We start from the raw sequence: 26,393 nt of genomic DNA, 5'->3' as shown, positions 1-26,393 counted from the left end.
CCCAGTGCTGGCCAATGAAAAGCAAAAAGCCCCGGCACTGGCCGGGGCTTTGGCGTTGAAGGCGCGGTTCTAGAACTGCGCGGCGTCCAGCAGGTACAGGCTCTCGCTGCCGGCCTTGACCGAGGCGCTGAGCGAATGGATGCGCGGCAGAATGCGGGCGAAGTAGAAGCGCGCAGTGCCGAGCTTGGCGGCGTAGAAATCGTCCTGGCCTGCCTTGCCCAGGGCGGCCCGTGCCATCAATGCCCACATGTAGGCGTAGGCGGTGTAGCCGAACACGTGCAGGTACTCGACCGAGGCGGCGCCGATCTCGTTCGGGTTGACCTTGGCCCGCTCCAGCAGGTCGGCGGTCATCTGTTCGAGGTTGGCGATGGCACCCTTCAGCGGCTCGGTGAACTCCGCCAGGCTGCTGTCGGCCGAATCGGTGAAGGCCTTGATCTCCTCGGCGAAGTGCTTGTAGAAGGCGCCGCCGCTGCCGATCACCTTGCGCCCGACCAGGTCGAGGGCCTGGATGCCGTTGGTGCCTTCGTAGATCTGGGTGATGCGGCAGTCGCGCACCAGCTGCTCCTGGCCCCACTCGCGGATGAAGCCGTGGCCGCCGAACACCTGCTGGCCGTGGATGGTGGTCTCCAGGCCCACGTCGGTGAGGAAGGCCTTGGCCACCGGGGTCAGCAGCGCCACCAGCTCTTCGGCGCGCTTGCGCGTGGCGGCATCTTCGCTGAACTTGGCGGTGTCCAGCTGCATGGCCACATAGCTGGAGAAGGCACGGCCGCCCTCGTTCAGCGCCTTCATGGTCAGCAGCATGCGGCGCACGTCGGGGTGGACGATGATCGGATCGGCGGCCTTGTCCTTTTCCTGCGGACCGGTCGGCGCCCGGCTCTGGATGCGCTCGCGGGCGTACTCGATGGCGCTCTGGTAGGAGCGCTCGCCGGTGGCCAGGCCCTGGATGCCGACGCCCAGACGCTCGTAGTTCATCATGGTGAACATGGCTGCCAGGCCCTTGTTCGGCGCATCGATGATCCAGCCGGTGGCGCCGTCGAAGTTCATCACGCAGGTGGCCGAGGCCTTGATGCCCATCTTGTGCTCGATGGAGCCGCAGGACAGGCTGTTGGGCTCGCCCAGGGAGCCGTCGGCGCCCACCATGAACTTCGGCACCAGGAACAGCGAGATGCCCTTGGGCCCGGCCGGGGCGTCCGGCAGCTTGGCCAGCACCAGGTGGATGATGTTCTCGGTGAGGTCGTGCTCGCCGCCGGTGATGAAGATCTTGGTGCCACTGATCTTGTAGCTGCCGTCGGCCTGGGGCTCGGCCTTGGTGCGGATTATCCCTAAGTCGGTGCCGGCGTGCGGCTCGGTCAGGCACATGGAACCGGCCCAGGTGCCTTCGTACATCTTCGGCAGGTACTGCTGCTTGAGTTCCTCGCTGGCGTGGGCGTGGATCGACAGGCAGGCGCCCGCCGTCAGCATGGGGTAGAGGCCGAAGGACAGGTTGGCCGAGTTGACCATCTCCTCGACCTGGGCCGAGATCACCTTGGGCATGCCCATGCCGCCGAATACCGGGTCACCGCCGACGCCGACCCAGCCGCCTTCGGCATAGGCGCGATAGGCGGCGGGAAAACCGGCCGGGGTGCGCACGGCGCCGTTGTCCCAGCTGCAGCCTTCCTCGTCGCCGCTGCGGTTCAATGGCGCGATCAACCCAGCCGTGACCTTGCCGGCCTCCTCGAGGATCGCACTGGCGGTTTCTTCATCCACCACCTCGGCCAGGGCCGGCAGTTCGGCCCACAGCTTGGATACTTCGAACACTTCGTTGAGCACGAAGCGCATGTCGCGCAGGGGAGCTTGGTAATCAGCCATGGGAGATCCTCGAACAAAGCAACGGACTTACAACAGGATTGAGAGCCTATCAAGGATACAATCAGTACGCATAAGGTCTTTTTGTGACCATTCGTAATCAATAGGTCACGAGCTGTGTTTCTGCGCTGACAACATCGGTCGACGAATCACAGCCTTGAAATTCGCTCGATTCAGTCGGCGCTGTGGCCGGCGAGCCAGTCCCACAGCTTCTGAGCCGGCTCGCGCAGCTGGCGCCTAAGCGGGCGCACCAGCCAGAAGCGCTCCGGGGTCGGCACATAGAGTTCGAACACCGGCACCAGGCCGAGACGCACCTCCCGTTGCCAGCGCATGAACAGGTTGCGATGGGCCAGGGCGATGCCCATGCCCTGGCGCGCCAGCTCCAGCGCCATCACCTGGGTGTCGCAGCTCACCCGCCGGGTGCGGCGCTCCAGGTCGGCCACCCCGGCGGCCTGCAGCCAGGCGCGCCAGCCGACGGCAAATCCCACCGAATGCAGCAGAGTCTCGCCGGCCAGGTCCTGGGGCTGCCGCAACCGGGACGCCAGTTCCGGCGCAGCCAGTGCCACCATCTGTTCCTCGCCCTTGCCCAGCGGGATGCTCTCCAGCTCCTCCCAGTCGCCGCGACCGTATCGGACCTCCATGTCGGCGCCTTCGCTGCCGAAGTCGTTGCTCCAGAAACCGCTGGCCAGGTGCAGCGAGACATCCGGGTGAGCCTTGTGGAAGGCGACCAGCCGCGGCGCGAGCCAGGCCTGCTGGGCCAGGGGCGTGGCGCGCAGGGTGACCGGCGCATCCCGCGACAGCCCGAACACCTCCGTCGTGCTGTCGCGCAGGCGGACGAAGGCGGCCTGGATCGACGGCAACCAGGCCTGGCCGGCCAGCGTCAGGCTGAGGCTGCGCGGATGGCGGACGAACAGCGGCTGGCCGAGGCGATCCTCCAATAGGCGGATGCGCTGGCTGACCGCCGACTGGGTGATGTTCAGCTCCCGGCCGGCCGCGGTGAAGCTCAGGGTGCGCGCGGCCACCTCGAACGCCTCCAGCCAGAGCAGGGGCGGCAAATCCTGGCTCGCCCCAGACAATGACAATGTAGGAGGCAGCCCAGTCGCAACGGCGAGCGACGGCAGGTCGGGGTGTGGGGAATCCGTCATACGGGCTGACTCCGTGAAGGCGTAGGGTACGGCATAGCATAGCGCCTCAAGGCAAAGGCAGGCATTAGCACAGCTTGGCCTTAGAGCACGAATTGATCGTTTGTCAGCCCGCCCCGCAGCCCCCATCCTAGCGTCGCACCTGGCATGAGCCGCACTCGCTACTACACGGCCGGCCTCGTCCCCTTTACCTGTGATGCGCTTTGCGGAGACCACCCGATGACTGCCAGCCAAACCACCCCAGCCGCTGCCACCGCTCCACTGAGCGGATCGATCGACATGAAGGAGTATGGCCACTATGCCAACTCGCTGCCGATCGTCGCGGCGCGCTACCAGGACGCCGCCGTTCAGGTCGACTGGCAGGTCCTCGATACGCTCGAAAGCGCGGAATTCCCCCTGCTGTGGCTGCTCGATCACTGCGCCTGCGACGCCTGCCGCCATCCGCAGACCTACGAGCGCACCCAGTTCATCCTCGACCTCGACCCGGCGGTTCTGGAAACCGCTCCGGCCATCAGCGTCGAGGACGGTCACCTGAGCCTGACCTGGGCCGACGGTCACCTGAGCCGCTTCGACGCCGGCTGGCTGTACCAGCTGCGCCCGCACCAGCAGGCCTGGCAGCCCTGCATCGTGCCGGCCAACGTCGCCTGGGCCGAAGACTTCGCCCCCCACCGTACCAACTTCAGCGACTATATGGCCGGCGGCAGTGCGCGCCTGGAGTGGCTGCATGCCCTGTGCCGCGACGGCTTTGCAATCCTGCAGAACGGCCCGCACGAGGGCGGCGAAATCGATCAGGTGGCTGCCACCATCGGCCCGATTCGCGCCACCAACTTCGGCGGCCGCTTCGAGGTATTCAGCAAGCCCAAGCCCAACAACGCGGCCTACACCGCGCTCGGCCTGGAACTGCACACCGACCTGACCAACTGGAAGAATCCGCCGGACATCCAGATGCTCTATTGCCTGGCCAACAGCGCCCAGGGCGGCGAGTCGATCTTCGCCGACGGCGTGGCCGTGGCCGAGGCGCTGCGCGCCCAGGACCCGGAGGCCTTCCGCCTGCTGGCCGAGACGGCGATCGACTGCCGCTTCGCCGACGAGGAGACCGACATCGTCACCCGCGCCACGGTCATCCACCTGGACGAAAACGATCAGGTCATCGAGGTGCGCTTCAACAACTGGTTGCGCGACAGCCTGCGCCTGCCGCCGGAGCAGATCATGCCCTGGTACCGCGCCTACCTGGCCTTCTGGAAGATCCTGCGCTCGCCGCGCTATCGCCTCGACCTGCGCCTGGCCGCCGGCGAGATGGTCGCCTTCGACAACCGCCGAGTGATGCACGGTCGCAAGAGCTTCGACCCGCAGACCGGCCATCGCCACCTGCAGGGCTGCTACGTCGACTACGACATGGTCGAGTCTGCCTTGCGCGTCACCGCCCGCAAGGGCTGCGCAGCAGAAGGCGAATACCCTCACAGCGCCTGACCGTTGCCTCACTCAGGCAAAAAAGACCCGCCAATCGGCGGGTCTTTTTTTGGGCCCAGCACGCTGTCGCCTGAGAGCGGGCGCGCTCACCGACTCAACCGGTAGCGCCCTCAATGGCTAGTCGATTCAAGCCCGCACCCCGTTCAACCTGATCGCACCGCGCCGCTGGCCGTGGCTGCGAATGCAGTTGCGCCCGGCGCTCTTGGCACTGTACAGCGCCTGGTCGGCCGCCTTGATCACCTCCTCCGGGTTGCCCTGCTGGGCGCCGCGCTCGGCCACGCCCATGCTCACCGTCACCGATACCTCGCCGGCGCCAGCGCGGCCGCGGCGGCGCCGCCCCTGCTGGTCATCCCCCGGACGACTCTCCTTGTCGCGCAGCTGCAGCCGGTAGGTTTCCACCGCCTGGCGCACTGCCTCCAGATGAGGCAGGCACTCCTCCAGGGTCCGCCCGGGAAACACCAGGGTGAACTCCTCGCCGCCATAGCGGTAGGCCTTGCCGCCGCCGCCAATCTTGCGCAGCTGGCTGGCGACCAGGCGCAGCACCTGATCGCCGACATCATGGCCATGGCTGTCGTTGAACTTCTTGAAATGATCGACGTCGGCCATGGCGATCACATAGCAGCGGCCCAGGCGCTGCAGCCGCTCGTTGAGCGCCCGCCGGCCCGGCAAGCCGGTCAGCTCATCGCGAAAGGCCATCTGGTAGGCCTCGTGGGCCACCGCCGCCACCAGCATCAGCATCACCAGGCTGCTCATCACGTTCAGCGCGTGGGCCTGGGTGAAGATATTCGGCAGCATCCACAACAGCCCGCCCAGGCCCAGCAACTGCGCCGCATGCAGCGGCCGCGGCGCCCGCAGGTACTGCACCAGCAACACAATGAATCCGAGCAGGAACAGCGGGTACGCCAGCTGCACCAGACTCATCCACTCGCCATGCAGGGACGGCCAGCGGATCACCGCCAGCCACTGCAGCAAGGCCTGCGGATAGCGCTGCGCCAGCGCCAAGGCCACGCCGCCCACCGCCAGCAGCACCGCGGCCCGGGCCACCAGGTCCTGCAGCAGATGGGTGCGCTCGCGCCACGCGGCGTAGAGGCCATAGAGCAGCGGCAGCAGCACACTGCACAGATGAAAGACCAGCGCCGCATCATCCCGCACCCGGCCCTCGGCGCGGTAATGGTCGAGCTGGATGTCTAGAAGGAAATAGCCGAGATAGAGCACCAGCAGCAGAAACAGCTCGCGCTGACGGCCGTACACCAGGCAGAAGGTGCCGCCGAGCAGGAGCAACAGGGTCGGCAGTACATTGAACAGGGAGGTGAAGAACTCGCTCAGGCTTGGCAGACCGCCAGCCAGCATCCCGCCACTGAGCAACAGCAACGAGGGCAAAAAGTGGCTGAGGCGCACGGCGGCAAGGCGCGACAAGGCAGGCTCCAAAGGCAACACCGAAAGCGCTGAGGTGCTGGGATTTTGCCAGACAGTGAAGAACCAAATACCTGACCTGGTCCACAGAACGAAAAACTGACTGCGCGATATCTGCGTCCCCGCCTGTCGCCGAACAGTCATCGCCCATAAAAAAACCGCTGCCCTGGGGCAGCGGTTTCGAGTGACCCCGCAACTAGGCTCAGTAGCCCAGGGCGAAATCCTCTTCGCTCATGTCCATCAGGTTGCTGGCACCGGACAGCATGGCTTCGACGTGAGTGCGAGTCCGCGGCAGGATGCGCGCGAAGTAGAAGCGCGCGGTCTGCAGCTTGGCCTTGTAGAACGCCGCATCCTCGGTGCCGGCAGCCAGCTTCTCGGCAGCCAGGCGCGCCATGTCGGCCCAGAAGTAGGCCAGGCAGGCGTAACCGGAGTACATCAGGTAGTCCACCGAGGCGGCGCCGACTTCCTCGCGGTCCTTCATGGCGGCCATGCCGACCTTCATGGTCAGATCGCCCCACTCCTTGTTCAGCTTGGCCAGCGGCTCGACGAACTCCTTGACCGCCTCGTTGCCTTCGTTGCTCTGACAGAACTTGTGGACGATCTTGGTGAAGCCCTTCAGTGCTTCGCCCTGGGTCATGAGGATCTTGCGACCCAGCAGGTCGAGGGCCTGAACACCGGTGGTGCCTTCGTACATCATGGAGATGCGGCAGTCGCGCAGGTTCTGCTCCATGCCCCACTCGCTGATGAAGCCGTGGCCACCGTAGATCTGCATGCCATGGGAAGCGGCCTCGAAGCCCACTTCGGTCATGAAGGCCTTGGCGATCGGGGTGAGGAAGGCCAGCAGCGCGTCGGCCTGCTTCTTCTCGGCTTCGTCCTGGCTGTACTTGACGATGTCGACCTGCTTGGCGGTGAAGTAGACCATGGCGCGGTTGCCTTCGGCGAAGGCCTTCATGGTCAGCAGCATGCGGCGCACGTCCGGGTGCACGATGATCGGGTCGGCGGCCTTGTCCGGCGCCTTCGGGCCGGTCAGGGAACGCATCTGCAGACGCTCGCGGGCGTACTTCAGGCCACCCTGGAAGGCCAGCTCGGCGTGGGCCACGCCCTGCAGCGCGGTACCCAGTCGGGCGGTGTTCATGAAGGTGAACATGCAGTTCAGGCCCTTGTTGGCCGGGCCGATCAGGTAGCCGGTGGCGCCGTCGAAGTTCATCACGCAGGTGGCGTTACCGTGGATGCCCATCTTGTGCTCGATCGAGCCGCAGGTCACGGCATTGCGCTCGCCAACAGCGCCGTCGGCTGTCGGCATGAACTTCGGCACGATGAACAGGGAAATACCCTTGGTACCAGCCGGCGCATCGGGCAGGCGGGCCAGAACGATATGGACGATGTTGTCGGCCATGTCGTGCTCACCCGCGGAGATGAAGATCTTGGTGCCGCTGACCTTGTAGCTGCCGTCGGCCTGGGGCTCGGCCTTGGTGCGCAGCATGCCCAGGTCGGTGCCGCAATGCGGCTCGGTCAGGCACATGGTGCCGGTCCACTCACCGGACACCAGCTTGGTCAGGTAGGTGTGCTTCTGCTCGTCGGTGCCATGGGCGTCCAGGGTGTTCATCGCACCGTGGGACAGGCCCGGGTACATGCCCCAGGACCAGTTGGCGGTGCCGACCATCTCGCTCAGTACCAGGCCGAGCGACTCAGGCAGGCCCTGGCCACCATGGTTGACGTCATGGGCCAGGCTCGGCCAGCCACCTTCGACGTACTGCTTGTAGGCTTCCTTGAAGCCGGTCGGCGTCTTAACGCCCGCCTCGCTCCAGGTGCAGCCTTCGGTATCACCCACACGGTTCAGCGGCGACAGCACCTGCTCACAGAACTTGGCGCCTTCTTCAAGGATGGCGTCGACCATGTCCGGAGTAGCGTCTTGGCAGCCAGGCAGGCTCTGATAGTGCGCTTCGTAGCCGAGCAGTTCGTCGCGAACGAAACGAATATCACGCAAGGGGGCCTTGTAATCAGGCATAGCGGTTAACCTCTGCGGTGGACTCTGAGTGTGTGGGCGACCGAAAAGACGGTCGTTTGCGGGGTCATTCCCGACTGCTTGAACGGCTATTGACCCGCAAGCAATCAAACGCATGTTTGAAACATACGTTTACGCCCCACCCTTGTCAAGCGTCGCCGGACTTCAGGCTAGACCCGGAAGTCGACAAGCCGTCCCGGAAGTGGCGGCTGCTCCTGTGGGTGATAGAAATGCAGATTGGCGGAAGACTGCGCACCCGGCAGGGTCGGTTCTGGCGATGAATCCCGCTGCGCCTGAGACGCCCCCTCCTGGGGCTGCGACGTGCGCTCGTCTCGCTGCAGCTCGGCCAGTTCGACCCGGGCCTGGACCATCTGCGCCTGAGCCTCGGCGGCCACGCGACGGTCCTGGGCGGAGGGTTCGGCAGGCGCCAGGGCGGCGCCGAGGACCACCTCCATCTTATGCAGGGTGGCTTGCGGGTCATTGGGGACGGGGCCGAGATCGATGGCCACCTCACCGGCGACCGCATAGCGCCGACCATCCGGGCCGCGGGCGTAGCTGTAGCTGGGGGCACCGGCATAGGGGCCGCCGGCCGCGGCGTGCGCCTGCTCATGGGCCCGCACTTCCCGGTCACGACTGACCAGTTCGGCGATCAGCTGCTGCTCCTGAATCGCCGACCGACTGTCGGCGCGGGCAGACTGCTGGCCATCGCGTTGGTTGTGCGGGTCGGGGGCGTTAGCGGGCGAAAACGGGCGGGACGGCAGCGCGGACGCTGCCGGCGAGAATGACGAAGATGCGCCGCCAATCTGCATCAGTCCCTCCTCGACGCCTGCCGGCGCTTGGACAGTACGCCAGGACCTATCCAGCGCGGAACGGGGCCGTTCCGCCTCGGGACAATCAGGCCTTGGTATCGATCAGGGTACCCAGCACTTCATCGGCGGTCTTCACCAGCCGCGCGCCGACCTGCGCCTCGTGCTGCCCGACGCGCAGGGCCACCAGGCTTTCGCTCAAGTCGGCAGGCGCGCTGGCACCCGCCGCGGACACACCATCCACCGGCTGCTGTTGCGGCGCCGGCAATGCCGCACCGGCAATTTCCGCCGCAGCCTGTTCGACACGCCGCTGCCCGGACTGGATGGTGCCGATGCCTGCACTGAAGGCGCTGCCGGAAATTTCCATGAATGAGCTCCCCCTGGGGAAAGACGCTGTTGCACCGTATTGAAGCAGAAAAAAGCCACTCGACCTACAGGCAAATGGCGATGGCAAATAGCCGCCTTATAACGGGATGCCGAGTAGCGTCAGGTCGAGGTGTTCGGCCACCGCCGCCGGCAGCGGCTTGGCCAGGCGCGGCACATGGCCCAGGCAGGGCGCCGGCAGGCGCTCGGCCAGGGTCGCCAGGTTCTCCGCCAGGCGCGAGGTCTGCGGGTCGACCACATTGGCCACCCAGCCCGCCAGCTCCAGGCCATCGCGGGCAATCGCCTCGGCCGTCAGCACCGCCTGGTTAATGCAGCCCAGGCGCACCCCCACCACCAGAATCACCGGCAGGCGCAGGCTGACCACCAGATCCGACAGGGACGCCTGACCATCCAGGGGCACGCGCCAGCCACCGGCGCCCTCGACCAGGGTGAAGTCGGCGCCCTTATCGAGCATCCGCTGCACCGGCCGGCGCAGCGTCGCCACGTCCAGCACCACGCCGGCCTCGCGGGCCGCCAGATGGGGGGCGATGGCCGGCTCGAAGGCCAGCGGGTTGACCTCCTCGTAGCGCAAGGCCAGGCTGCACTCGCCCAGCAGGGCCAGGGCGTCCTCGTTGCGCAGGCCGTCAACGGTGCGCTCACAGCCCGAGGCCACCGGCTTGGCCGCGGCAGTGCTCAAGCCGGCGCCGCGCGCCGCATGCAGCAGGCCGGCGGCGATGGTGGTCTTGCCGATCTCGGTATCGGTGCCGGTGACAAAGTAGGCGTAGGTCATGTCGATTGTTCCTTCCTGGCAAGTCGTCCGACGACAGCGTTCATTTCAAGGCTGTTTCTGCAGCACGCCATAGACCACCTGGTAGGTCGCCGGCAGGCCCTGGGGCTGGCGGAAGCGCTCGTAGGCCTCGACCAGCGCGAGGATGCGCGCACGCCCGGTCAGGCCGCCGGGTCGGCCCGGATTGAGGTTGTGCGCGCCCAGGGCTTTCAGTTCATGGGTGAGGCTGCGCAGGTCGGCGTAGTGCAGCGCCTCGGCCCGGGTTTCCAGGTCCAGTACGCGCAGGCCACTGGCGCCGCACAACTGCTGATAGTCGGCGAAGCGGCGGAAGCGGTTGACGTGGACAAAGCCGTCCACCGCCTGCCAGCTGTCGCGCAGTTCCTGCAGGGTGCCGACGCACAGGCTGGTGAACGCCAGCACGCCGCCGGGGCGCAGGACTCGCTGGGCCTCGCCGAGCACCGCCGGGAAGTCCGCGCACCACTGCAGCGCCAGGCTGGAGAACAGCAGGTCGCAGCAGCCGTCGCGCAGCGGCAGGCGCTCGGCGTCGCCGGCGATGAACTGCTGCGCACCGCCCAGCGGCCGGGCGTGGCGCAGCATGCCCTCGGCGATGTCCAGGGCGACGCCCTCGGCCGCGGCGAAACGCTCGCCGAGGGCGCGGCTGAAATGCCCGGTGCCGCAGCCCAGGTCGAGCCAGCGCTGCGGCTCGAGCGGGGCCGGCAGGCGCGCCAGCAACTGGTTGCCGACACTGCGCTGCAGCGCCGCGACGCTGTCGTAGCTGTCGGCCGCGCGGGAGAACGACGCGGCGACCTGGCGCTTGTCCGGCAGGCCGGCGGCGGACTGGGACGGCGACTCAGTCATCACCTGCCTCGTGCAGGAAGGCCTGGATCGCCGCCGCCACCTCATGGGGCCGCTCGAGGACGAAGGCGTGGCTGGCGGTTTCGAGCAGACCGATCTCGACGTCCGGCAGCAGGTTGAGCAGAGCTCCTGCTGCCTCGGCCGGCACCAGTGCATCGCCGCCGGCGAACAGGTGCAATTGCGGCCCGACGAAGCGTTGCAGCGCCGCGCGGGTGTCCAGCGCCGCCAGCAGATCGAGCCCCATCAACAAGGTTTCTGGTTGCTCATGGGGCGCCGCACCGAGCAGCTGGCGGGACAGCCCGCGCGCCTCGCCCGCGCCCTGGGCGCAGAGCAGGGCAAAGCGCTTCAGGGTGGCGCGCGCGTCCAGGGCGCAGCCTTGGCGAAACGCCGCGAAGGTCTCCGCCGGCATCGCCGCGGGCCACTGCGCCTCGGCGACGAAGCGCGGATTGCTGGCCAGGGTCAACAGCCCGCTGCAGCGCTCGCCGCGGCGTGCGGCCAGCTCCGTCGCCAGCATGCCGCCGAGCGACCAGCCGCCCAGCCAGGCGTCCTCGGGCAGGTTGGCGTCGAGCTCGTCGAGCCAAGCCTCGGGGTCGCGGCTGTCCAGCGGCGGCAGCGGCTCGATCTGCACCCGCAAGCGCTGATCCAGACCGCGCAGGGCCTCGGCCAGGGGCTCCAGGGGCGCGGTGCCCAGGCCCCAGCCCGGCAACAGAATGAGGCGATCACGCATGGCCGCGCTCCTCTTCACAGGTCACCAATTGCGGCCAGCATTCGGCCAGGGCCTCGAGCAGCAACTCCAGCTGTTCGGTGCTGTGGGCCGCGGACAGGGTCACGCGCAGTCGCGCACTGCCGGCCGGCACGGTCGGCGGGCGGATCGCGGTGACCAGCAGGCCGCGCTCACGCAGCAGCTGGGACAGGCGTAGGGCACGGCCGCTGTCTCCGACCAGAATCGGCTGGATCGGCGTGGCGCTGTCCATCAGCTGCAAACCGATGCGCTTCGCCCCTTCGCGGAAGCGCTTGATCAGTGCGTTCAGATGCTCGCGGCGCCAGCCTTCGCTGCGCAGCAGCTCCAGGCTCTTGAGCGTGGCACAGGCCAGCGCCGGTGGCTGGCTGGTGGTGTAGATGTAGGGGCGAGCGAACTGCACCAGGGTCTCGATCAGCGCTTCGCTGCCGGCGACGAAGGCGCCGGCGGTGCCGAAGGCCTTGCCCAGGGTGCCCACCAGCACCTGCACATCGTCCGTGCCGAGGCCGAAGTGCTCGACGATGCCAGCGCCCGTGGCGCCGAGCGGGCCGAAGCCGTGGGCGTCATCGACCATCACCCAGGCGCCCTTGGCCTTCGCCGCCGCACAGAGCGCCGGCAGGTCGGCCAAGTCGCCGTCCATGCTGAACACCCCGTCGGTCACCACCAGGGTGTTACCGGCGGCCTTGGCCAGGCGAACGGCGAGGCTGCCGGCATCGTTGTGCAGGTAACGGGAAAAACGCGCGCCGCTGAGCAGGCCGGCATCCAGCAGGGAGGCATGGTTGAGGCGGTCCTCCAGCACCGTGTCGCCCTGGCCGAGCAACGCGGTCACGGCGCCGAGGTTGGCCATGTAGCCGGTGGAAAACAGCAGGGCCCGCGGCCGCCCGGTGAAGGCGGCCAGGGCCTCCTCCAGCTCGTGGTGCGGCGTGCTGTGGCCGATCACCAGGTGCGAGGCGCCGCCGCCGACGCCCCATTTGGCCGCGCCCGCGCGCCAGGCTTCGATCACCTGGGGATGATTGGCCAGACCGAGGTAATCGTTGGAGCAGAAGGCCAGCAGCTCACGGCCATCGACCCGCACCAGCGGGCCTTGCGGTGATTCGAGCAGGGGGCGCTGACGATACAGCTGGGCGGCGCGACGCTCGGCGAGGCGGGAGGCGAGATCGAAGCTCATGGCAAGACCCGGTGGATAACCGCAAGCGGGCTATCCAGCCTTTCAAAGGACTACGTAGGGTGGATCGGAGCGCGTAGCTGGCGCGTCATCCGACCACCCCTGGATTTCAGACTGCGGCGTTATAGAACTGCCGGGAGTCGCGCTGCTCGGTCAACGCCTGCTCGATGGCGGCCTGGTGCACCTCGTCGGCGTGCTCCTCGCGCTCCTCCGGCTTGATGCCGAGGCGGGCGAACAGCTGCATGTCCTTGTCCGCCTGGGGGTTGGCGGTGGTCAGCAGCTTCTCGCCGTAGAAGATCGAGTTGGCGCCAGCGAAGAAGGCCAGGGCCTGCATCTGCTCGTTCATCGCCTCGCGGCCGGCGGACAGGCGCACATGGGATTGCGGCATCATGATCCGCGCCACGGCGAGCATGCGGATGAAGTCGAAGGGGTCGACGTCCTGCTCGTCCGCCAGGGGCGTGCCCTGGACCTTGACCAGCATGTTGATCGGCACCGACTCCGGGTGTTCCGGCAGGTTGGCCAGCTGGATCAGCAGGCCGGCGCGGTCGTCCAGCGACTCGCCCATGCCGAGGATGCCGCCGGAGCAGATCTTCATTCCCGACTCGCGCACGTGGGCCAGGGTCTCCAGGCGCTCGGAATAGGTGCGGGTGGTGATGATGTTGCCGTAGAACTCCGGCGAGGTATCCAGGTTGTGGTTGTAGTAATCGAGGCCCGCCTCGGCCAGGGCCTGGGTCTGCTCCTTGCTCAGCTTGCCCAGGGTCATGCAGGTTTCCAGGCCCAGGGCCTTGACCCCTTCGACCATCTTCAGCACGTAGGGCATGTCCTTGGCTGACGGGTGCTTCCAGGCCGCGCCCATGCAGAAGCGGGTGGAGCCGATGGCCTTGGCCTCGGCCGCCGCCTCCAGCACCTTCTGCACCTCCATCAGCTTTTCCTTGTCCAGCCCGGTGTTGTAGTGGCCGGACTGCGGGCAGTACTTGCAGTCCTCGGGGCAGGCGCCGGTCTTGATCGACAGCAGGGTCGAGACCTGCACGCGGTTGGCGTCGAAATGCGCGCGGTGCACGGTCTGCGCCTGGAAAAGCAGGTCGTTGAAGGGTTGCTGGAAGAGCGCCTTGACCTCGGCGAGGGTCCAGTCGTGACGCAGGTGGGCGGCTGTAGTAGCGCTCATGAGTGATTCCTTGTAGGCGGCAACGGCCTGCTAGAGTCAGCAGGCACGACACGGATGTCCGGCATATTTATGGAAGGCCCATGCGCTGTCAACCTGGCAACGAGCCACCGGTTTACCACTGGTTAAAAAACAAACAGGCCTGCACGCTCTGCGATGAGCCGGCGGACCTGGCTCACGCCCTGTGCAGCCACTGCGAGGGCGAACTGCCCTGGCTGGGCCCGCACTGCCAGGTCTGCGCCCTGCCACTGCCGGCGAGCGGACTGACCTGCGGCGATTGCCTGCGGCGGCCGCCGGCGTTCGACCGGGTGACGGCGCCATGGCGCTACGCCTTCCCGGTGGACAGCCTGATCACCCGTTTCAAGCACCAGGCCCAGTGGCCCTTGGGACGTCTGCTCGGCGAGCTTTTGTCACATCACCTGCGCCACGCCTTCGACGAGGGCCTGCCCCGCCCGGACCTGCTGCTGGCGGTGCCCCTGGCCGCCCGTCGCCAGCGCCGACGCGGCTTCAATCAGGCACAACTGCTCGCCCAGTGGCTGAGCCAGGGCCTGCAACTGCCGCAACACGCGCTTTGGCTGCAACGCATCAACGATACCCAGGCCCAGCAGCAACTGGCTGCCGCGGCACGGCGGCGCAACCTGCGCCGGGCCTTTGCCCTGGCGCCGGAAAGCCGGGTGGACGGCCTGCACCTGGCCCTGATCGATGACGTGCTGACCACCGGCGCCACCGCCGAAAGCCTGGCGCGCCTGCTCAAGCGCGCAGGCGCGGCGCGGGTCGATGTCTACTGCCTGGCCCGCACACCCAAACCCGGGGAACGCTGAACGCGCGCCGCCTCGACGTCCACAGGGGGTACACTGGGCGATCACCGCACCGGAGTCGCCCATGTCCCATCCCTTCGCCGCACTCACCCCCGACCTGGTCCTGGATGCCGTGGAAAGCCTCGGCTACCTCAGCGACGCCCGGGTGCTGGCGCTGAACAGTTATGAAAACCGCGTCTACCAGGTGGGCATCGAGGACCAGACGCCGCTGATCGCCAAGTTCTACCGCCCGCAGCGCTGGAGCGATGCGGCCATCCGCGAGGAGCACAGCTTCACTTTCGAACTGGCCGAGTGCGACGTGCCGGTGGTGGCGCCGATGGCCCGCGACGGTGAAACCCTGTTCGAACACGGCGGCTTCCGCTTCGCCCTGTTCCCACGCCGCGGCGGCCGTGCCCCCGAGCCGGGCAACCTGGATCAGCTGTACCGTCTCGGCCAGCTGCTCGGTCGCCTGCACGCGGTGGGCGCGACCCGTCCGTTCGCCCACCGTGAGCACCTGGGGGTGGACAACTACGGCCATGCCTCGCTGGCCACCCTGCTCGACGGTGGCTTCATTCCGCGCAGCCTGCTGCCGGCCTACGAGTCGGTGGCCCGGGACCTGCTGGATCGCCTCGACAGCCTGTTCGCCAGCACCCCGGTCCAGGCGATTCGCCTGCACGGCGACTGCCACCCCGGCAACCTGCTGTGCCGCGACGACACCTTCCATATGGTCGATCTCGACGACTGCCGCATGGGGCCGGCCGTGCAGGACCTGTGGATGATGCTGGCCGGAGAGCGCCACGAGCGCCTCGGCCAACTGTCCGAGCTGATGGACGGCTACCAGGAGTTCCACGACTTCAATCCCCGCGAACTGCCGCTGATCGAGGGCCTGCGCGCCTTGCGCCTGATGCACTACAGCGCCTGGCTGGCGCGGCGCTGGGACGACCCGGCCTTTCCACCCAGCTTTCCCTGGTTCGGCAGCGAACGCTATTGGGGCGAGCAGGTGCTGGTGCTGCGTGAGCAGCTGGCGGCGCTGAACGAGGAGCCACTGCGGTTGTTTTGAGGCGCCACCGGGCGATGTAAAGATAGCGTTACGCCAGGCAGGAATCGCCTCGGTAGAAAAGCGCGCAAACCGCAGACACGCGAGAAGCCACCCGGCTAGAATTCGAGCCGTTAGTTAGCTGCCTAAGCAAGGATTCTGCATGGCCACCGTCGCCCCCCGCCGCGGATATATTCTCGGGCTTACCGCCTACATCATCTGGGGCCTGTTCCCCCTCTACTTCAAGGCCATACAGAGTGTCCCGGCACTGGAGATCGTGGTGCACCGGGTGCTCTGGTCCGCGCTGTTCGGCGCCGCCCTGCTGCTCGCCTGGAAGCACCCGGGCTGGCTTCGGGAGCTGCGCGAGCACCCCAAGCGGCTCGCCGTGCTGGCGGCCTGCGGTTCGCTGATCGCCTGCAACTGGCTGGTCTATGTGTGGGCGGTGAACAACGAACGCATGCTCGAGGCCAGCCTGGGCTACTACATCAACCCGCTGATCAACGTCTTGCTCGGCCTGCTGCTGCTCGGCGAACGCCTGCGTCGCCTGCAGTGGCTGGCCGTCGGCTTGGCCGCCCTGGGCGTGGCGCAGCAGGTCTGGCAACTGGGCAGCCTGCCCTGGGTGTCCCTGGTGCTGGCGCTGACATTCGGCTTCTACGGCCTGATCCGCAAGCAGGCGCCGGTCGCCGCGCTGCCCGGCCTGGTGGTGGAAACCTGGATGCTGCTGCCCGTGGCCCTGGCCTGGCTGCTGCTGCACCCCGCCGCGATGAGCAGCCAGGCGCCCTTCTGGAGCACCTCCGAGGCGCTCTGGTTGGTCGCCGCCGGCCCCATCACCCTGGTGCCGCTGGTGTGCTTCAATGCCGCCGCGCGCCATCTGCCCTACACCAGCCTGGGATTCCTGCAATACATCGCGCCGACCCTGGTGCTGCTGCTGGCGGTGCTGGTGTACGGCGAACACTTCGACCCGGCCAAACTGCTGGCCTTCATCTGCATCTGGGCCGGTCTGGCGCTGTACAGCCTGGATGCCTGGCTGACCCTGCGGCGCCGGGGCCGGGCCTGAGCGCTCGACGATCGCGGCACTGCGCAAAAAACAGCCAGCCAGGCGCAGCCCGCTAGGCGCCTGCCCCGCAGCCGGTCATCCCGACCTTATCCACAGAACGATCCCCGGACTTTGTGCACAAGCCGTTGAAATTGCTGATTTTTTAATCAAAAGTCAGCAGACCGCACGGCACTAGCGCGGCCGCCGTCATTCCCCAGGTTATCCACAGCGATACGCACCCCAGCCGTGGATATCCCGTTGCGCGGCGCCGCCTAGTTCTCGGTGCGCAGGTTGAGCTCGACCATCAGGTCGTCGGCGAGGGTTTCCAGCTTGGCCTGCAAGGCGTCCAGGGACAGATCCAGCGGCACCGCCAGCAGGGCTTCGGCGTGGAACAGCGGCTCGCTGCTCATGGGCGCCGGCATCACCTCGGTGACCAGGCTCTCAAGATTGACCCCGTTCTCGGTGAGCAGGCTGGTGATGTCGCGGACGATGCCCGGCCGGTCATTGCCGACCAGATCGAGCAGGATGGGCTTCCAGCTGCACAGCGGCTCGCTGCCGCTGTCGGCCAGCAACACGCGGATGCCCTGGGCGCCCAGGCCCTGCAGCTCGTTGACCAGCTCGGCGCGGGCATCGGCCGGAACGGCGATGCGCAGTATCCCGGCAAACTGCCCGGCCATGCGCGACATGCGACTCTCCAGCCAGTTGCCGCCGTGATTGGCCACGCATTGGGCGACGCGCTCGACCAGCCCTGGCTGATCCTGGGCGATAACCGTAAGTACCAGATGCTCCATGGAAAGCCTCTCATCGTTTTCAGGTGAAGACCGCGCCGACTGCATTCACCCCGCTGGCATCAGGCGCCGACGCGGGGCAGCTCCAGCCAGTAGGTATAGAACACTTCATCACGCACATAACCGAGGCGCTCATACAGCGCCTGCCCGACCAGATTGCCCTTCCCGGTCTCAAGCTGCAAACCGCAGGCACCGCTCGCCTCGGCATGGGCGCGCGCTGCGTTCATCAGCGCGGCACCGAGGCCCCGCCGTCGCGCCGTCTCCACCACGTAGAGATCACTCAGCAGCCAGGCCGGGCGCAAGGCCAGGGAGGCGAAAAACGGGTAGAGCTGTACGAACCCCAGTGCGGCCCCCGCCTCGTCGCGCCCGACCAGCACAGTCGAATCCCTGTGCCTCAGGCGCTCGGCGAGAAAGGCCCGGATCGCCGACACAGACTTGTCCACCTGGTAGAAGCGCAGGTAGGCGGCGAACAGCTCGGTCAGCTCTTCGAGATCGTCCGGGGTGGCCGTGGCTATGGGCATCGATCCGCTCCGTCTGGGGATGGTCGCAGTATAGGCCGGTCGTGAAGGCGTCAGCCGAAGGCTCAAGGCAATAATTCGTATACCGTTTAATCGTTTTTATGAAACAATAATTACAGCACTTTGTAACAAAGTGCCCATGCCGTGACTGCAAAGCACTTTCCGGTCGCAGAGCGACGCGCACCCGCTGATTTTCCGAGAATCTTGATGTAGTATGCCGCGCCTCGGACTACACGACGTAAACCCCAGGTTCCAAGCGGCTATTGAGTAGAGCTGAAGAGCTGAGCAGAGTGAGGCAAGTGATGACTGAACGCGTTCAAGTCGGTGGCCTGCAGGTCGCCAAAGTGCTGTTCGACTTCGTGAACAACGAAGCCATCCCCGGGACCGGCATCGCTGCCGACAGGTTCTGGACCGGTGTCGAGGCCGTGATCAACGAACTGGCGCCGAAGAACCGCGCCCTGCTGGCCAAGCGCGACCAGCTGCAGGCGCAGATCGACGCCTGGCACCAGGCCCGCGCCGGCCAGGCCCACGATGCCGCCGCCTACAAGGCCTTCCTCGAGGACATCGGCTACCTGCTGCCGCAGCCGGCCGACTTCAGGATCAGCACCCAGAACGTCGACGACGAAATCGCCCACCTGGCCGGCCCGCAGCTGGTGGTGCCGGTGATGAACGCGCGCTTCGCCCTGAACGCCTCCAATGCCCGCTGGGGCTCGCTGTACGATGCCCTGTACGGCACCGACGTGATCAGCGAAGAAGGTGGCGCCGAGAAGGGCAAGGGCTACAACAAGGTGCGCGGCGACAAGGTCATCGCCTTCGCCCGCGCCTTCCTCGACCAGGCCGCACCGCTGGCTGCCGGCTCCCATGCCGATGCCATCGGCTACCGTATCGAAGGCGCCCGCCTGCTGGTCAGCCTCAAGGGCGGCAGCAACACCGGCCTGCACGACGACGCCCAGCTGGTCGGCTTCCAGGGCGACGCCCATGCGCCCTTCGCCATCCTGCTCAAGCACCACGGCCTGCACTTCGAGATCCAGATCGACGCCAACAGCCCGATCGGCAGCACCGATGCCGCCGGGGTCAAGGACGTGCTGATGGAAGCGGCGCTGACCACCATCATGGACTGCGAAGATTCCGTGGCCGCGGTCGACGCCGACGACAAGGTGGTGGTCTACCGCAACTGGCTGGGCCTGATGAAGGGCGACCTGGCCGAGCAGGTGTCCAAGGGTGGCCAGAGCTTCACCCGCACCATGAACCCGGACCGCGTCTACACCCAGCCGGACGGCAGCGAACTGACCCTGCACGGCCGCTCCCTGCTGTTCGTGCGCAACGTCGGCCACCTGATGACCATCGATGCCATCGTCGACGGCCAGGGCCTCGAGGTGCCGGAAGGCATCATGGACGGCCTGCTTACCAGCCTGATCGCCGTCCACAACCTCAATGGCAACACCAGCCGCCACAACACCCGCACCGGCAGCGTGTACATCGTCAAGCCGAAGATGCACGGCCCGGAAGAAGTCGCCTTCACCAACGAGCTGTTCGGCCGCGTCGAGGACGTCCTCGGTCTGCCGCGCCACACCCTGAAGGTCGGCATCATGGACGAGGAGCGCCGCACCACCGTCAACCTCAAGGCCTGCATCCAGGCCGCCAGCGAGCGCGTGGTGTTCATCAACACCGGCTTCCTCGATCGCACCGGCGACGAGATCCATACCTCCATGGAAGCCGGCGCCGTGGTGCGCAAGGCTGCCATGAAGGCCGAGAAGTGGATCGGCGCCTACGAGAACAACAACGTCGACGTCGGCCTGGCCTGCGGCCTGCAGGGCCGCGCGCAGATCGGCAAGGGCATGTGGGCCATGCCCGACCTGATGGGCGCCATGCTCGAGCAGAAGGTGGCCCATCCGCTGTCCGGCGCCAACACCGCCTGGGTGCCCTCGCCGACCGCCGCCACCCTGCACGCCCTGCACTACCATCAGGTCGACGTGTTCGCCCGCCAGGCCGAACTGGCCGAGCGCACCGCGGCCTCGGTCGACGACATCCTGAACATCCCGCTGGCGAGCGATACCAACTGGACGCCTGAGGAAATCCAGAACGAACTGGATAACAACGCCCAGGGCATCCTCGGCTACGTGGTGCGCTGGATCGACCAGGGCGTCGGCTGCTCCAAGGTGCCGGACATCAACGATGTCGGCCTGATGGAAGACCGCGCCACCCTGCGCATCTCCAGCCAGCTGCTGGCCAACTGGCTGCGCCACGGCATCGCCAGCGAGGAGCAGATCGTCGCCAGCCTCAAGCGCATGGCGCCGGTGGTCGACCGGCAGAACGCGGGCGACCCGCTGTACCGGCCGATGGCGCCGGACTTCGACAGCAACATCGCCTTCCAGGCCGCCCTGGAACTGGTGGTCGAAGGCGCCAAGCAGCCCAACGGCTACACCGAGCCGGTGCTGCACCGTCGCCGCCGCGAATTCAAGGAACAGAGCAAGGCCTAGCACGGCCTCTGACTCCTCGTCGCAGCGTTGCAAGAACCGCCCTCCGGGGCGGTTTTTCTATGCTCTAGACTTACGTCCAATGTGCAGGCGGCCGTCCGCGGACGACCATTGCTCCCATAAGAAATCGTCGAGACCGGCCATGAGCAAAGCGGATGCCTTCGCCGAGGCGGGCAAGACCGCGGTGATGCAGAACATCCACGGCACCATGGAGTTCCTGCAGAAGTTCCCGCCCTTCAATCAGATGGACACGGCCCACCTGGCCTACCTGGTGGAGCACTGCCAGCTGCGCTTCTACGGCGAGGGCGAGACCATCATCAAGCCGGCCGACGGCCCGGTCGAACACTTCTACATCGTCAAGCAGGGCCGGGTGCACGGCGAACGGCCACACTCGGCGCGACGCGGCACGGAAACCACCTTCGAAATCACCAGCGGTGAATGCTTTCCCCTGGCGGCCCTGATCGGCGAACGCGCCACCCGCACCGAACACCTGGCCGCCGAGGACACCTTCTGCCTGCTGCTGGGCAAGGCGGCCTTCATCAAGCTCTTCGGGGTGTCCAACCCGCTGCGCGACTTCGCCCTGCGCGGGGTCAGCAGCCTGCTCGACCAGGTCAACCAGCAGGTGCAGCTGCGCGCGGTGGAGACCCTCGGCGCGCAATACTCGCTGGACACCCGCCTGGGCGAACTGGCGATGCGCCAGCCGATCAGCTGCGCACCGGACACCGCGCTGCGCGAGGCGGTCAAGCTGATGCACGAGCAGCACGTCGGCAGCATCGTCATCGTCGATCCGGCACTCAAGCCGCTGGGCATCTTCACCTTGCGCGACCTGCGCCGGGTGATCGCCGACGGCGAGTCGCTGGAGCAGCCGATCGCCGGCCTGATGACCCGCGAGCCTTTCCACCTGCCGCCGGACGCCAGCGCCTTCGACGCGGCGATCGCCATGACCGAGCGGCACATCGCCCACGTCTGCCTGGTCGAGCACGAGCGCCTGTGCGGCGTGGTCTCCGAACGCGACCTGTTCTCCCTGCAACGGGTCGACCTGGTGCACCTGGCCCGCACCATCCGCCACGCGGGAAGAGTCGAGACGCTCACGGCGCTGCGCGACGACATCCGCCAGCTGGTCGACCGCATGCTCGCCCACGGCGCCAGCTCGACCCAGATCACCCACATCATCACCCTGCTCAACGACCACACGGTCTGCCGGGTGATCGAGCTGACCCTGGAGGACCTGGGCGATCCCGGCGTGCCCTTCACCTGGCTGTGTTTCGGCAGCGAGGGCCGGCGTGAACAGACCCTGCACACCGACCAGGACAACGGCATCCTGTTCGAGGCCAAGGACAAGGTCGAGGCCGCGGATTTGCGCCGGCGCCTGCTGCCGCTGGCCGGCGAGATCAACCAGCGCCTGGCGCAGTGCGGCTTCACCCTGTGCAAGGGCAACATCATGGCCGGCAACCCCGAGCTGTGCCTGTCACGCCAGGAGTGGCTGCGGCGCTTCAACAGCTTCGTCGATGAGGCGACCCCGGAGAACCTGCTGGCCTCGAGCATCTACTTCGACCTGCGGGTGGTCTGGGGGCCGGACGAGGGCTGCGAGCAACTGCGCGAACAGCTGCTGCGGCGCATCGCCGACAACAGCCTGTTCCAGCGCATGATGGCCGAGAACGCGCTGCGCCAGCGCCCGCCGGTCGGACGCTTCCGCGACTTCGTGGTGGCCCGCAAGGGCGCCGAGAAGGACACCCTGGACCTCAAGGTGCAAGGCCTCACGCCCTTCGTCGACGGCGCCCGCCTGCTGGCCCTGGCCCACGGCATCGGCAGCTGCAACACTCTGGAGCGCCTGCGCGAACTGATCGCCAGGAAGGTCATCGAGCCCCTCGATGGCGCCGCCTACGAGGAGGCCTACCACTTCATCCAGCAGACCCGCATGCAGCAGCACCAGTTGCAGGCCCGGCAGCACCAGCCGTACACCAACCGGCTCGACCCGGACATTCTCAACCATCTGGATCGACGCATCCTGCGCGAGTCCTTCCGCCAGGCCAAGCGCCTGCAGAGCAGCCTGGCGCTGCGCTATCAGCTATGAGTCAGTTCACCTGGTTCAGCGCCCGCGGCCCCGCCCTGCTCGCCAGCCAACTGGATCGCCGCGCCCGCCTGGCGTCGCCGGCGCCGCTGTGCGACAGCCCGCTGCAGCAGCAGCGCCTGGTGGTCCTCGACCTGGAAACCAGTGGCCTGGACCTGCGCCGCGACCAGGTGCTGTCGATCGGCGCCGTGGTGATCGAGGGCGGCGCCATCGACCTGGGCCGGCAGTTCGAGTGCACCCTGCAGTGTCCCGACCAGCGCCTGGGCACCAGCGTGCTGATCCATGGCCTGGCTCCCAGCGCCATCGCCGCCGGCAGCGAACGGGTCGAGGCGCTGCTGGATTTCATGGAATTTCTCGGCAACAGCCCGCTGCTGGCGTTCCACGCCGGCTTCGACCAGCGCATGCTCGCCCGCGCCCTGAAACAGAGCCTGGGTCATCGCCTGCGCCACCCCTTCTTCGACGTCGCCGAACTGGCCCCCATGCTCTGCCCCCAGGCCAATATCCCCCGCGGCGATCTGGACGACTGGGCCCGGTATTTCGGCCTGCAGGTGCAGCAGCGCCACCACGCCAGCGCCGACGCCCTGGTCACCGCCGAGCTGGCGCTGATCCTGTTCAGCCGCGCCCGGCGCCAGCGCCTGGACAGCCTGCAGGCCCTGCAGCAGCGCCTGAACGGCTGGCGGCGGCGCCAGCGGGTGCAGGCGTTCTGACTCATCGTCAGCCGCCAGCGCGCACAGCTGATTCCCCAGTACGCCGGGCTCAAAATATTTCGAAATATTCGGTCTATCGCGCCCAATCAATAACTATTAAAAACGATTAATACCTTATAAATCAGTATTTTGTACTGCTCGAAAGCCAATAAATGGCAATATGCCGTTAAATTGACACACTGCCACCAACCGGCTTTATTTGAATAGCGAGCACGTGTTAGTTGTCCCCACGCGCCATGCTGGAGGGGCCGCTGCGCCGTTTCGTTTCACAGCCATTCTCCAACGACCCACTCGCCCAATGTTCCGCCGCTTCGGTAACCGGGATACAGAGGCTTTATTCATGAAAAAGAATGGCAAGCAATCGACTCGGGCGCGCTCGCAAGACACCCCTGAGGGCCCGGACAGGCGCTCGTTCCTCAAGCTGTCCGCGGCGGCGATGGCCAGCCCGCTGTTGCTGGGCGCCAGCGATAGCGAAGGGCCCGTGTGGATCACCACGCCTCAACCGGTGTTCCCGCCCAGCCCGCCGACCCGCCCCTGGATGGAAGAACTGCCCAGGGAGATCGTCCCGATCCCGCAGGAGCCCGCTCTGACGCCGCCCGCCGAGGCCGCGCCGAAGTTCGACGACAAGGAGGCTGGGCGCGAACCCCACCAGCGCTTCGACGAGATCGTCACTGCCCTGGGTGGGCCGACGCTCTATGAGCTGACGGCCAAGGAGATCCCCTGGAGCTTTCACCCGGATCTGCCCATTCACCCGGATCTGCCCCGGCAGACCGTCTGGACCTACGTCCACAAACACGGTGACCCGACCGTGCCGGAGACCCGCCAGGATCCCGCCCCGACCTTTCCATCGACCATTGTCGCCCGCTACGGCAAGCCAGTGGTCTGCCGCTTCCACAATGAACTGCCCAAGAATCATCAGGGCTTCGGCAGCCCGGAGATTTCCACCCACCTGCACAACCTGCACATGTCCTCCGGCTGCGATGGCTATCCCAGCGACTATTACCGCGAGGGCAAGGCCGGGCCGACGCTAAAGGACATAGGCCCGAACGGCGGCAAAGGCACCTTCAAGGATCACTTCTACCCCAACGTCTATGCCGGCTATGACGACTGGCGAGCCAAGTACGGCGTCGGCATCGGCGACCCCAACGAGGCCCTGGGCACCCTGTGGTTCCACGACCACACCGAGGACTTCACCGCACCGAACGTCTACCGCGGCCTGGCCGGGTTCTATCTGTTGTTCGACCCTATCGACTCGGGCGACGAAGCCGACCCCAGCTCGACTGCCCTGCGCCTACCAAGCGGTCCCTACGACTATCCCCTGGCCTTCGGCGACAAACGCTTCGACCCGCAGGGCTACCTGTTCTGGGACGAGTTTCATGTCGAGGGGGTGCTGGGCGACAAGGTCACGGTCAACGGCAAGATCGAGCCGGTGCTGCCCGTGGATGCGCGCAAGTACCGGCTGCGCCTGCTCAACACCGGCCCCAGCCGCTTCTACGAGTTCTACCTGGTCGACGGCAGAGACCGCGAGCAGACCTTCACCTATATCGCCAACGACGGCAACCTGCTGCCGGCGCCCCTGTTCAACCAGCGCAAGGTGCGTATTGCCGTGGCCGAGCGCGCCGACATCGTGGTGGACTTCTCCCGCTACCCGATCGGTACCGCACTGTACCTGGTCAACCGCCTGCGCCAGGACAGCACGCGCAAGCCCAAGGACGTCAAGAAACCCGGCACCCGGGTGCTGAAGTTCGTCGTCGACCGCCCCCCGCCACAGCAGGACCTCAGCCAGGTACCCAATGCGCTGCGCGAACTGCCGCCGCTGCCGAAGGCCGAGGAGCTCGCCACGCTCAAGGTGCGGCGCTGGGAGTTCGACCGCAAGGGCGGTCTGTGGACGGTCAACGGCCGGCTGTTCGACAGGCACAACCCCAGGGCCCGGATCGACAAGGGCGCCATGGAGATCTGGGAGCTGGTGGGCAAGTCCGGAGGCTGGTCCCACCCCATCCACCTGCACCTGGAGGAAGGCCGCATCCTCAGCAAGAGTGTCGATGGTGTGACGGTGCCGATTCCGCCCCACGAGCGCGGGCGCAAGGACGTGTTCGAGCTCGACCAGACCATGACCATCAAGGTACTGGTGCGCTTTCGCGACTTCACCGGCAAGTACGTCATGCACTGCCACAACGTGATCCACGAGGACCACGCGATGATGGTGCGCTGGGACGTCGAGGACAAGAACGACGCCTGACCGGCGCCTGACCACCACCCTCACTCACGAGGTGAACGGCAGATGAACACACGCAGAGAACTGTTGCTGGGCCTGGGCGCCCTGGGCATCGGCGCGCTGGGCCTGTACGGCGCACGGGACGCCCGCGCCGCCGACACGCGCCTGCCCAATAGCCTGCTGCAGACCCACGAAGGCCGCACGGTGCGCTTCTACGACGACCTGGTGCGCGGCAAGCTGGTGGTCATCAACATGATGTATGCCGCCTGCACCGGCATCTGCCCGACCGCCACCGCCAACCTGCGCAAGGTGCAGCAGCTGCTGGGCGGCCGCGCCGGCCGCGACGTGTTCCTCTATTCGCTGAGCCTGCAGCCGCAACTGGACAGCCCGCAGGTGCTCAGGGAATACGCCAGGCAGCAGCGCATCGGCCCCGGCTGGCTGTTCCTCACCGGCGCGCCCGAGGCGGTCGAGCAGCTGCGTTACCGGCTCGGCTTCTTCGATACCGATCCCGCGGTCGATGCCGACAAGAACAGCCATACCGGCATGCTGCGCATCGGCAACGACGCCTACCGACGCTGGACCATGGCCCCCGCCCTGGCTTCGCCGCGGCAGATCATGGGCACCATCGACCATGTCGACATCTAGCCCAGCGCAGGCCTGAGTACCGGCGCCCGGTACAAGCCGGGCGCCGTCGCCATTACCCACAGAGCCGGTGGATAGCGCTGTGGATAAGCTGTCGGAACAGGGCCGCAGGCCAGGACCCGCAACGCCTCCCGCTGTCTGGTTATTTATTGAGCCATTTCAACAAGATAGACAGGCACTTAGGCACAGTATCTGTGCATCGGCCTGTGGATAAGCTGTGCCCCGAGCGCCAGGCCCCAGCGGCCACGGGGCATTGCCGGTGCTGTATGTTTTTCGTTCAATCCCAGATCGCTGAACCGCGCGCCCGTTGAAGCCGGCGCGCGGAAACGACAACGCCCCGTTTCCGGGGCGTTG

General features: G+C 66.7%; 22 protein-coding genes. 9 read left to right on the top strand and 13 right to left on the bottom strand.

Annotation, left to right across the window (positions count from 1 at the left end; translation table 11 throughout):
• Positions 1-69: 69 nt before the first annotated feature.
• Both KDW96_RS14370 and KDW96_RS14365 read right to left on the bottom strand, forming a co-directional pair.
• Positions 70-1,848, bottom strand: a complete 1,779-nt coding sequence (locus KDW96_RS14370; RefSeq protein WP_255836939.1) for an acyl-CoA dehydrogenase C-terminal domain-containing protein — start codon at positions 1,846-1,848, stop codon at positions 70-72.
• A gap of 170 nt (positions 1,849-2,018) precedes the next feature.
• Complete coding sequence (locus KDW96_RS14365) at positions 2,019-2,900, bottom strand: LysR substrate-binding domain-containing protein (protein WP_255836938.1); 882 nt, start codon at positions 2,898-2,900, stop codon at positions 2,019-2,021.
• 306 nt (positions 2,901-3,206) lie between these two features.
• Here KDW96_RS14365 and KDW96_RS14360 point away from each other — a divergent pair, with 306 nt between their 5' ends.
• Positions 3,207-4,457: a TauD/TfdA family dioxygenase gene (locus KDW96_RS14360; RefSeq protein WP_255836937.1), complete on the top strand. Its 1,251-nt coding sequence runs from the start codon at positions 3,207-3,209 to the stop codon at positions 4,455-4,457.
• 126 nt (positions 4,458-4,583) lie between these two features.
• On the opposite strand, the gene KDW96_RS14355 is transcribed toward KDW96_RS14360, so the two are convergent.
• The 9 genes from KDW96_RS14355 to bioB form a co-directional block, all read right to left on the bottom strand.
• Positions 4,584-5,873: a GGDEF domain-containing protein gene (locus KDW96_RS14355; protein WP_255836936.1), complete on the bottom strand. Its 1,290-nt coding sequence runs from the start codon at positions 5,871-5,873 to the stop codon at positions 4,584-4,586.
• 199 nt (positions 5,874-6,072) lie between these two features.
• A complete protein-coding gene (locus KDW96_RS14350) occupies positions 6,073-7,878 on the bottom strand; it encodes a phenylacyl-CoA dehydrogenase (protein ID WP_255836935.1) in 1,806 nt (601 codons plus the stop codon).
• 167 nt (positions 7,879-8,045) lie between these two features.
• The gene (locus KDW96_RS14345; RefSeq protein WP_255836934.1) at positions 8,046-8,684 is read right to left on the bottom strand and encodes a putative metalloprotease CJM1_0395 family protein; all 639 of its coding nucleotides are present in this window, start codon (positions 8,682-8,684) and stop codon (positions 8,046-8,048) included.
• Positions 8,685-8,769: 85 nt separating this feature from the next.
• Positions 8,770-9,048: a hypothetical protein gene (locus tag KDW96_RS14340; protein ID WP_255836933.1), complete on the bottom strand. Its 279-nt coding sequence runs from the start codon at positions 9,046-9,048 to the stop codon at positions 8,770-8,772.
• Between the two features lie 96 nt (positions 9,049-9,144).
• Positions 9,145-9,834 (bottom strand): dethiobiotin synthase, encoded by a 690-nt coding sequence (gene bioD / locus KDW96_RS14335; protein WP_255836932.1) that lies wholly within the window; start codon positions 9,832-9,834, stop codon positions 9,145-9,147.
• 45 nt (positions 9,835-9,879) lie between these two features.
• On the bottom strand, positions 9,880-10,689 hold the full coding sequence (gene bioC / locus KDW96_RS14330; protein ID WP_255836931.1) for a malonyl-ACP O-methyltransferase BioC: 810 nt from the start codon (positions 10,687-10,689) through the stop codon (positions 9,880-9,882).
• Positions 10,682-11,413 carry an alpha/beta fold hydrolase gene (locus KDW96_RS14325; RefSeq protein WP_255836930.1) on the bottom strand — a complete coding sequence of 244 codons (732 nt, stop codon included), beginning with the start codon at positions 11,411-11,413 and terminating at the stop codon, positions 10,682-10,684. Before KDW96_RS14325 ends, bioC begins: the two co-directional genes overlap by 8 nt.
• On the bottom strand, positions 11,406-12,593 hold the full coding sequence (gene bioF, locus KDW96_RS14320; protein WP_255836929.1) for an 8-amino-7-oxononanoate synthase: 1,188 nt from the start codon (positions 12,591-12,593) through the stop codon (positions 11,406-11,408). Before bioF ends, KDW96_RS14325 begins: the two co-directional genes overlap by 8 nt.
• Before the next feature lie 106 nt (positions 12,594-12,699).
• Positions 12,700-13,755 carry a biotin synthase BioB gene (gene bioB, locus KDW96_RS14315; protein WP_255836928.1) on the bottom strand — a complete coding sequence of 352 codons (1,056 nt, stop codon included), beginning with the start codon at positions 13,753-13,755 and terminating at the stop codon, positions 12,700-12,702.
• Between the two features lie 80 nt (positions 13,756-13,835).
• Between bioB and KDW96_RS14310 the strand changes: the two genes are divergently transcribed.
• The 3 genes from KDW96_RS14310 to rarD all read left to right on the top strand — a co-directional run bounded on the left by KDW96_RS14310 (position 13,836) and on the right by rarD (position 16,642).
• Positions 13,836-14,573 (top strand): ComFC family protein, encoded by a 738-nt coding sequence (locus tag KDW96_RS14310; RefSeq protein ID WP_255836927.1) that lies wholly within the window; start codon positions 13,836-13,838, stop codon positions 14,571-14,573.
• A 61-nt stretch (positions 14,574-14,634) separates the two neighbouring features.
• Entirely contained in the window at positions 14,635-15,609 is a 975-nt protein-coding gene (locus tag KDW96_RS14305; RefSeq protein WP_255836926.1) for a serine/threonine protein kinase, read from the top strand.
• A gap of 139 nt (positions 15,610-15,748) precedes the next feature.
• Positions 15,749-16,642 (top strand): EamA family transporter RarD, encoded by an 894-nt coding sequence (gene rarD / locus KDW96_RS14300; protein WP_255836925.1) that lies wholly within the window; start codon positions 15,749-15,751, stop codon positions 16,640-16,642.
• A gap of 251 nt (positions 16,643-16,893) precedes the next feature.
• On the opposite strand, the gene KDW96_RS14295 is transcribed toward rarD, so the two are convergent.
• Complete coding sequence (locus KDW96_RS14295) at positions 16,894-17,412, bottom strand: glycine cleavage system transcriptional repressor (protein ID WP_255836924.1); 519 nt, start codon at positions 17,410-17,412, stop codon at positions 16,894-16,896.
• A gap of 59 nt (positions 17,413-17,471) precedes the next feature.
• Entirely contained in the window at positions 17,472-17,930 is a 459-nt protein-coding gene (locus tag KDW96_RS14290; protein WP_255836923.1) for a GNAT family N-acetyltransferase, read from the bottom strand.
• 299 nt (positions 17,931-18,229) lie between these two features.
• On the opposite strand from KDW96_RS14290, the gene KDW96_RS14285 reads away from it, so the two are divergent.
• From KDW96_RS14285 to KDW96_RS14265, 5 genes are all read left to right on the top strand, one after another.
• Positions 18,230-20,407 carry a malate synthase G gene (locus KDW96_RS14285; RefSeq protein WP_255836922.1) on the top strand — a complete coding sequence of 726 codons (2,178 nt, stop codon included), beginning with the start codon at positions 18,230-18,232 and terminating at the stop codon, positions 20,405-20,407.
• Positions 20,408-20,546: 139 nt separating this feature from the next.
• The gene (locus KDW96_RS14280; RefSeq protein ID WP_255836921.1) at positions 20,547-22,478 is read left to right on the top strand and encodes a putative nucleotidyltransferase substrate binding domain-containing protein; all 1,932 of its coding nucleotides are present in this window, start codon (positions 20,547-20,549) and stop codon (positions 22,476-22,478) included.
• A complete protein-coding gene (locus tag KDW96_RS14275; RefSeq protein WP_255836920.1) occupies positions 22,475-23,182 on the top strand; it encodes a 3'-5' exonuclease in 708 nt (235 codons plus the stop codon). Before KDW96_RS14280 ends, KDW96_RS14275 begins: the two co-directional genes overlap by 4 nt.
• 340 nt (positions 23,183-23,522) lie before the next feature.
• A complete protein-coding gene (locus KDW96_RS14270) occupies positions 23,523-25,421 on the top strand; it encodes a multicopper oxidase family protein (RefSeq protein WP_255836919.1) in 1,899 nt (632 codons plus the stop codon).
• A 42-nt stretch (positions 25,422-25,463) separates the two neighbouring features.
• Positions 25,464-26,042, top strand: coding sequence for an SCO family protein (locus tag KDW96_RS14265; RefSeq protein ID WP_255836918.1), 579 nt, complete (start codon positions 25,464-25,466; stop codon positions 26,040-26,042).
• The last annotated feature ends 351 nt before the right edge of the window (positions 26,043-26,393 follow it).

The sequence above is a fragment of the Pseudomonas benzenivorans genome (genome assembly GCF_024397895.1).
Classification (GTDB): domain Bacteria; phylum Pseudomonadota; class Gammaproteobacteria; order Pseudomonadales; family Pseudomonadaceae; genus Aquipseudomonas; species Aquipseudomonas benzenivorans_A.
Note: the sequence above shows the minus strand (reverse complement) of the source record. Positions and strands in the feature narration are given on the sequence as shown.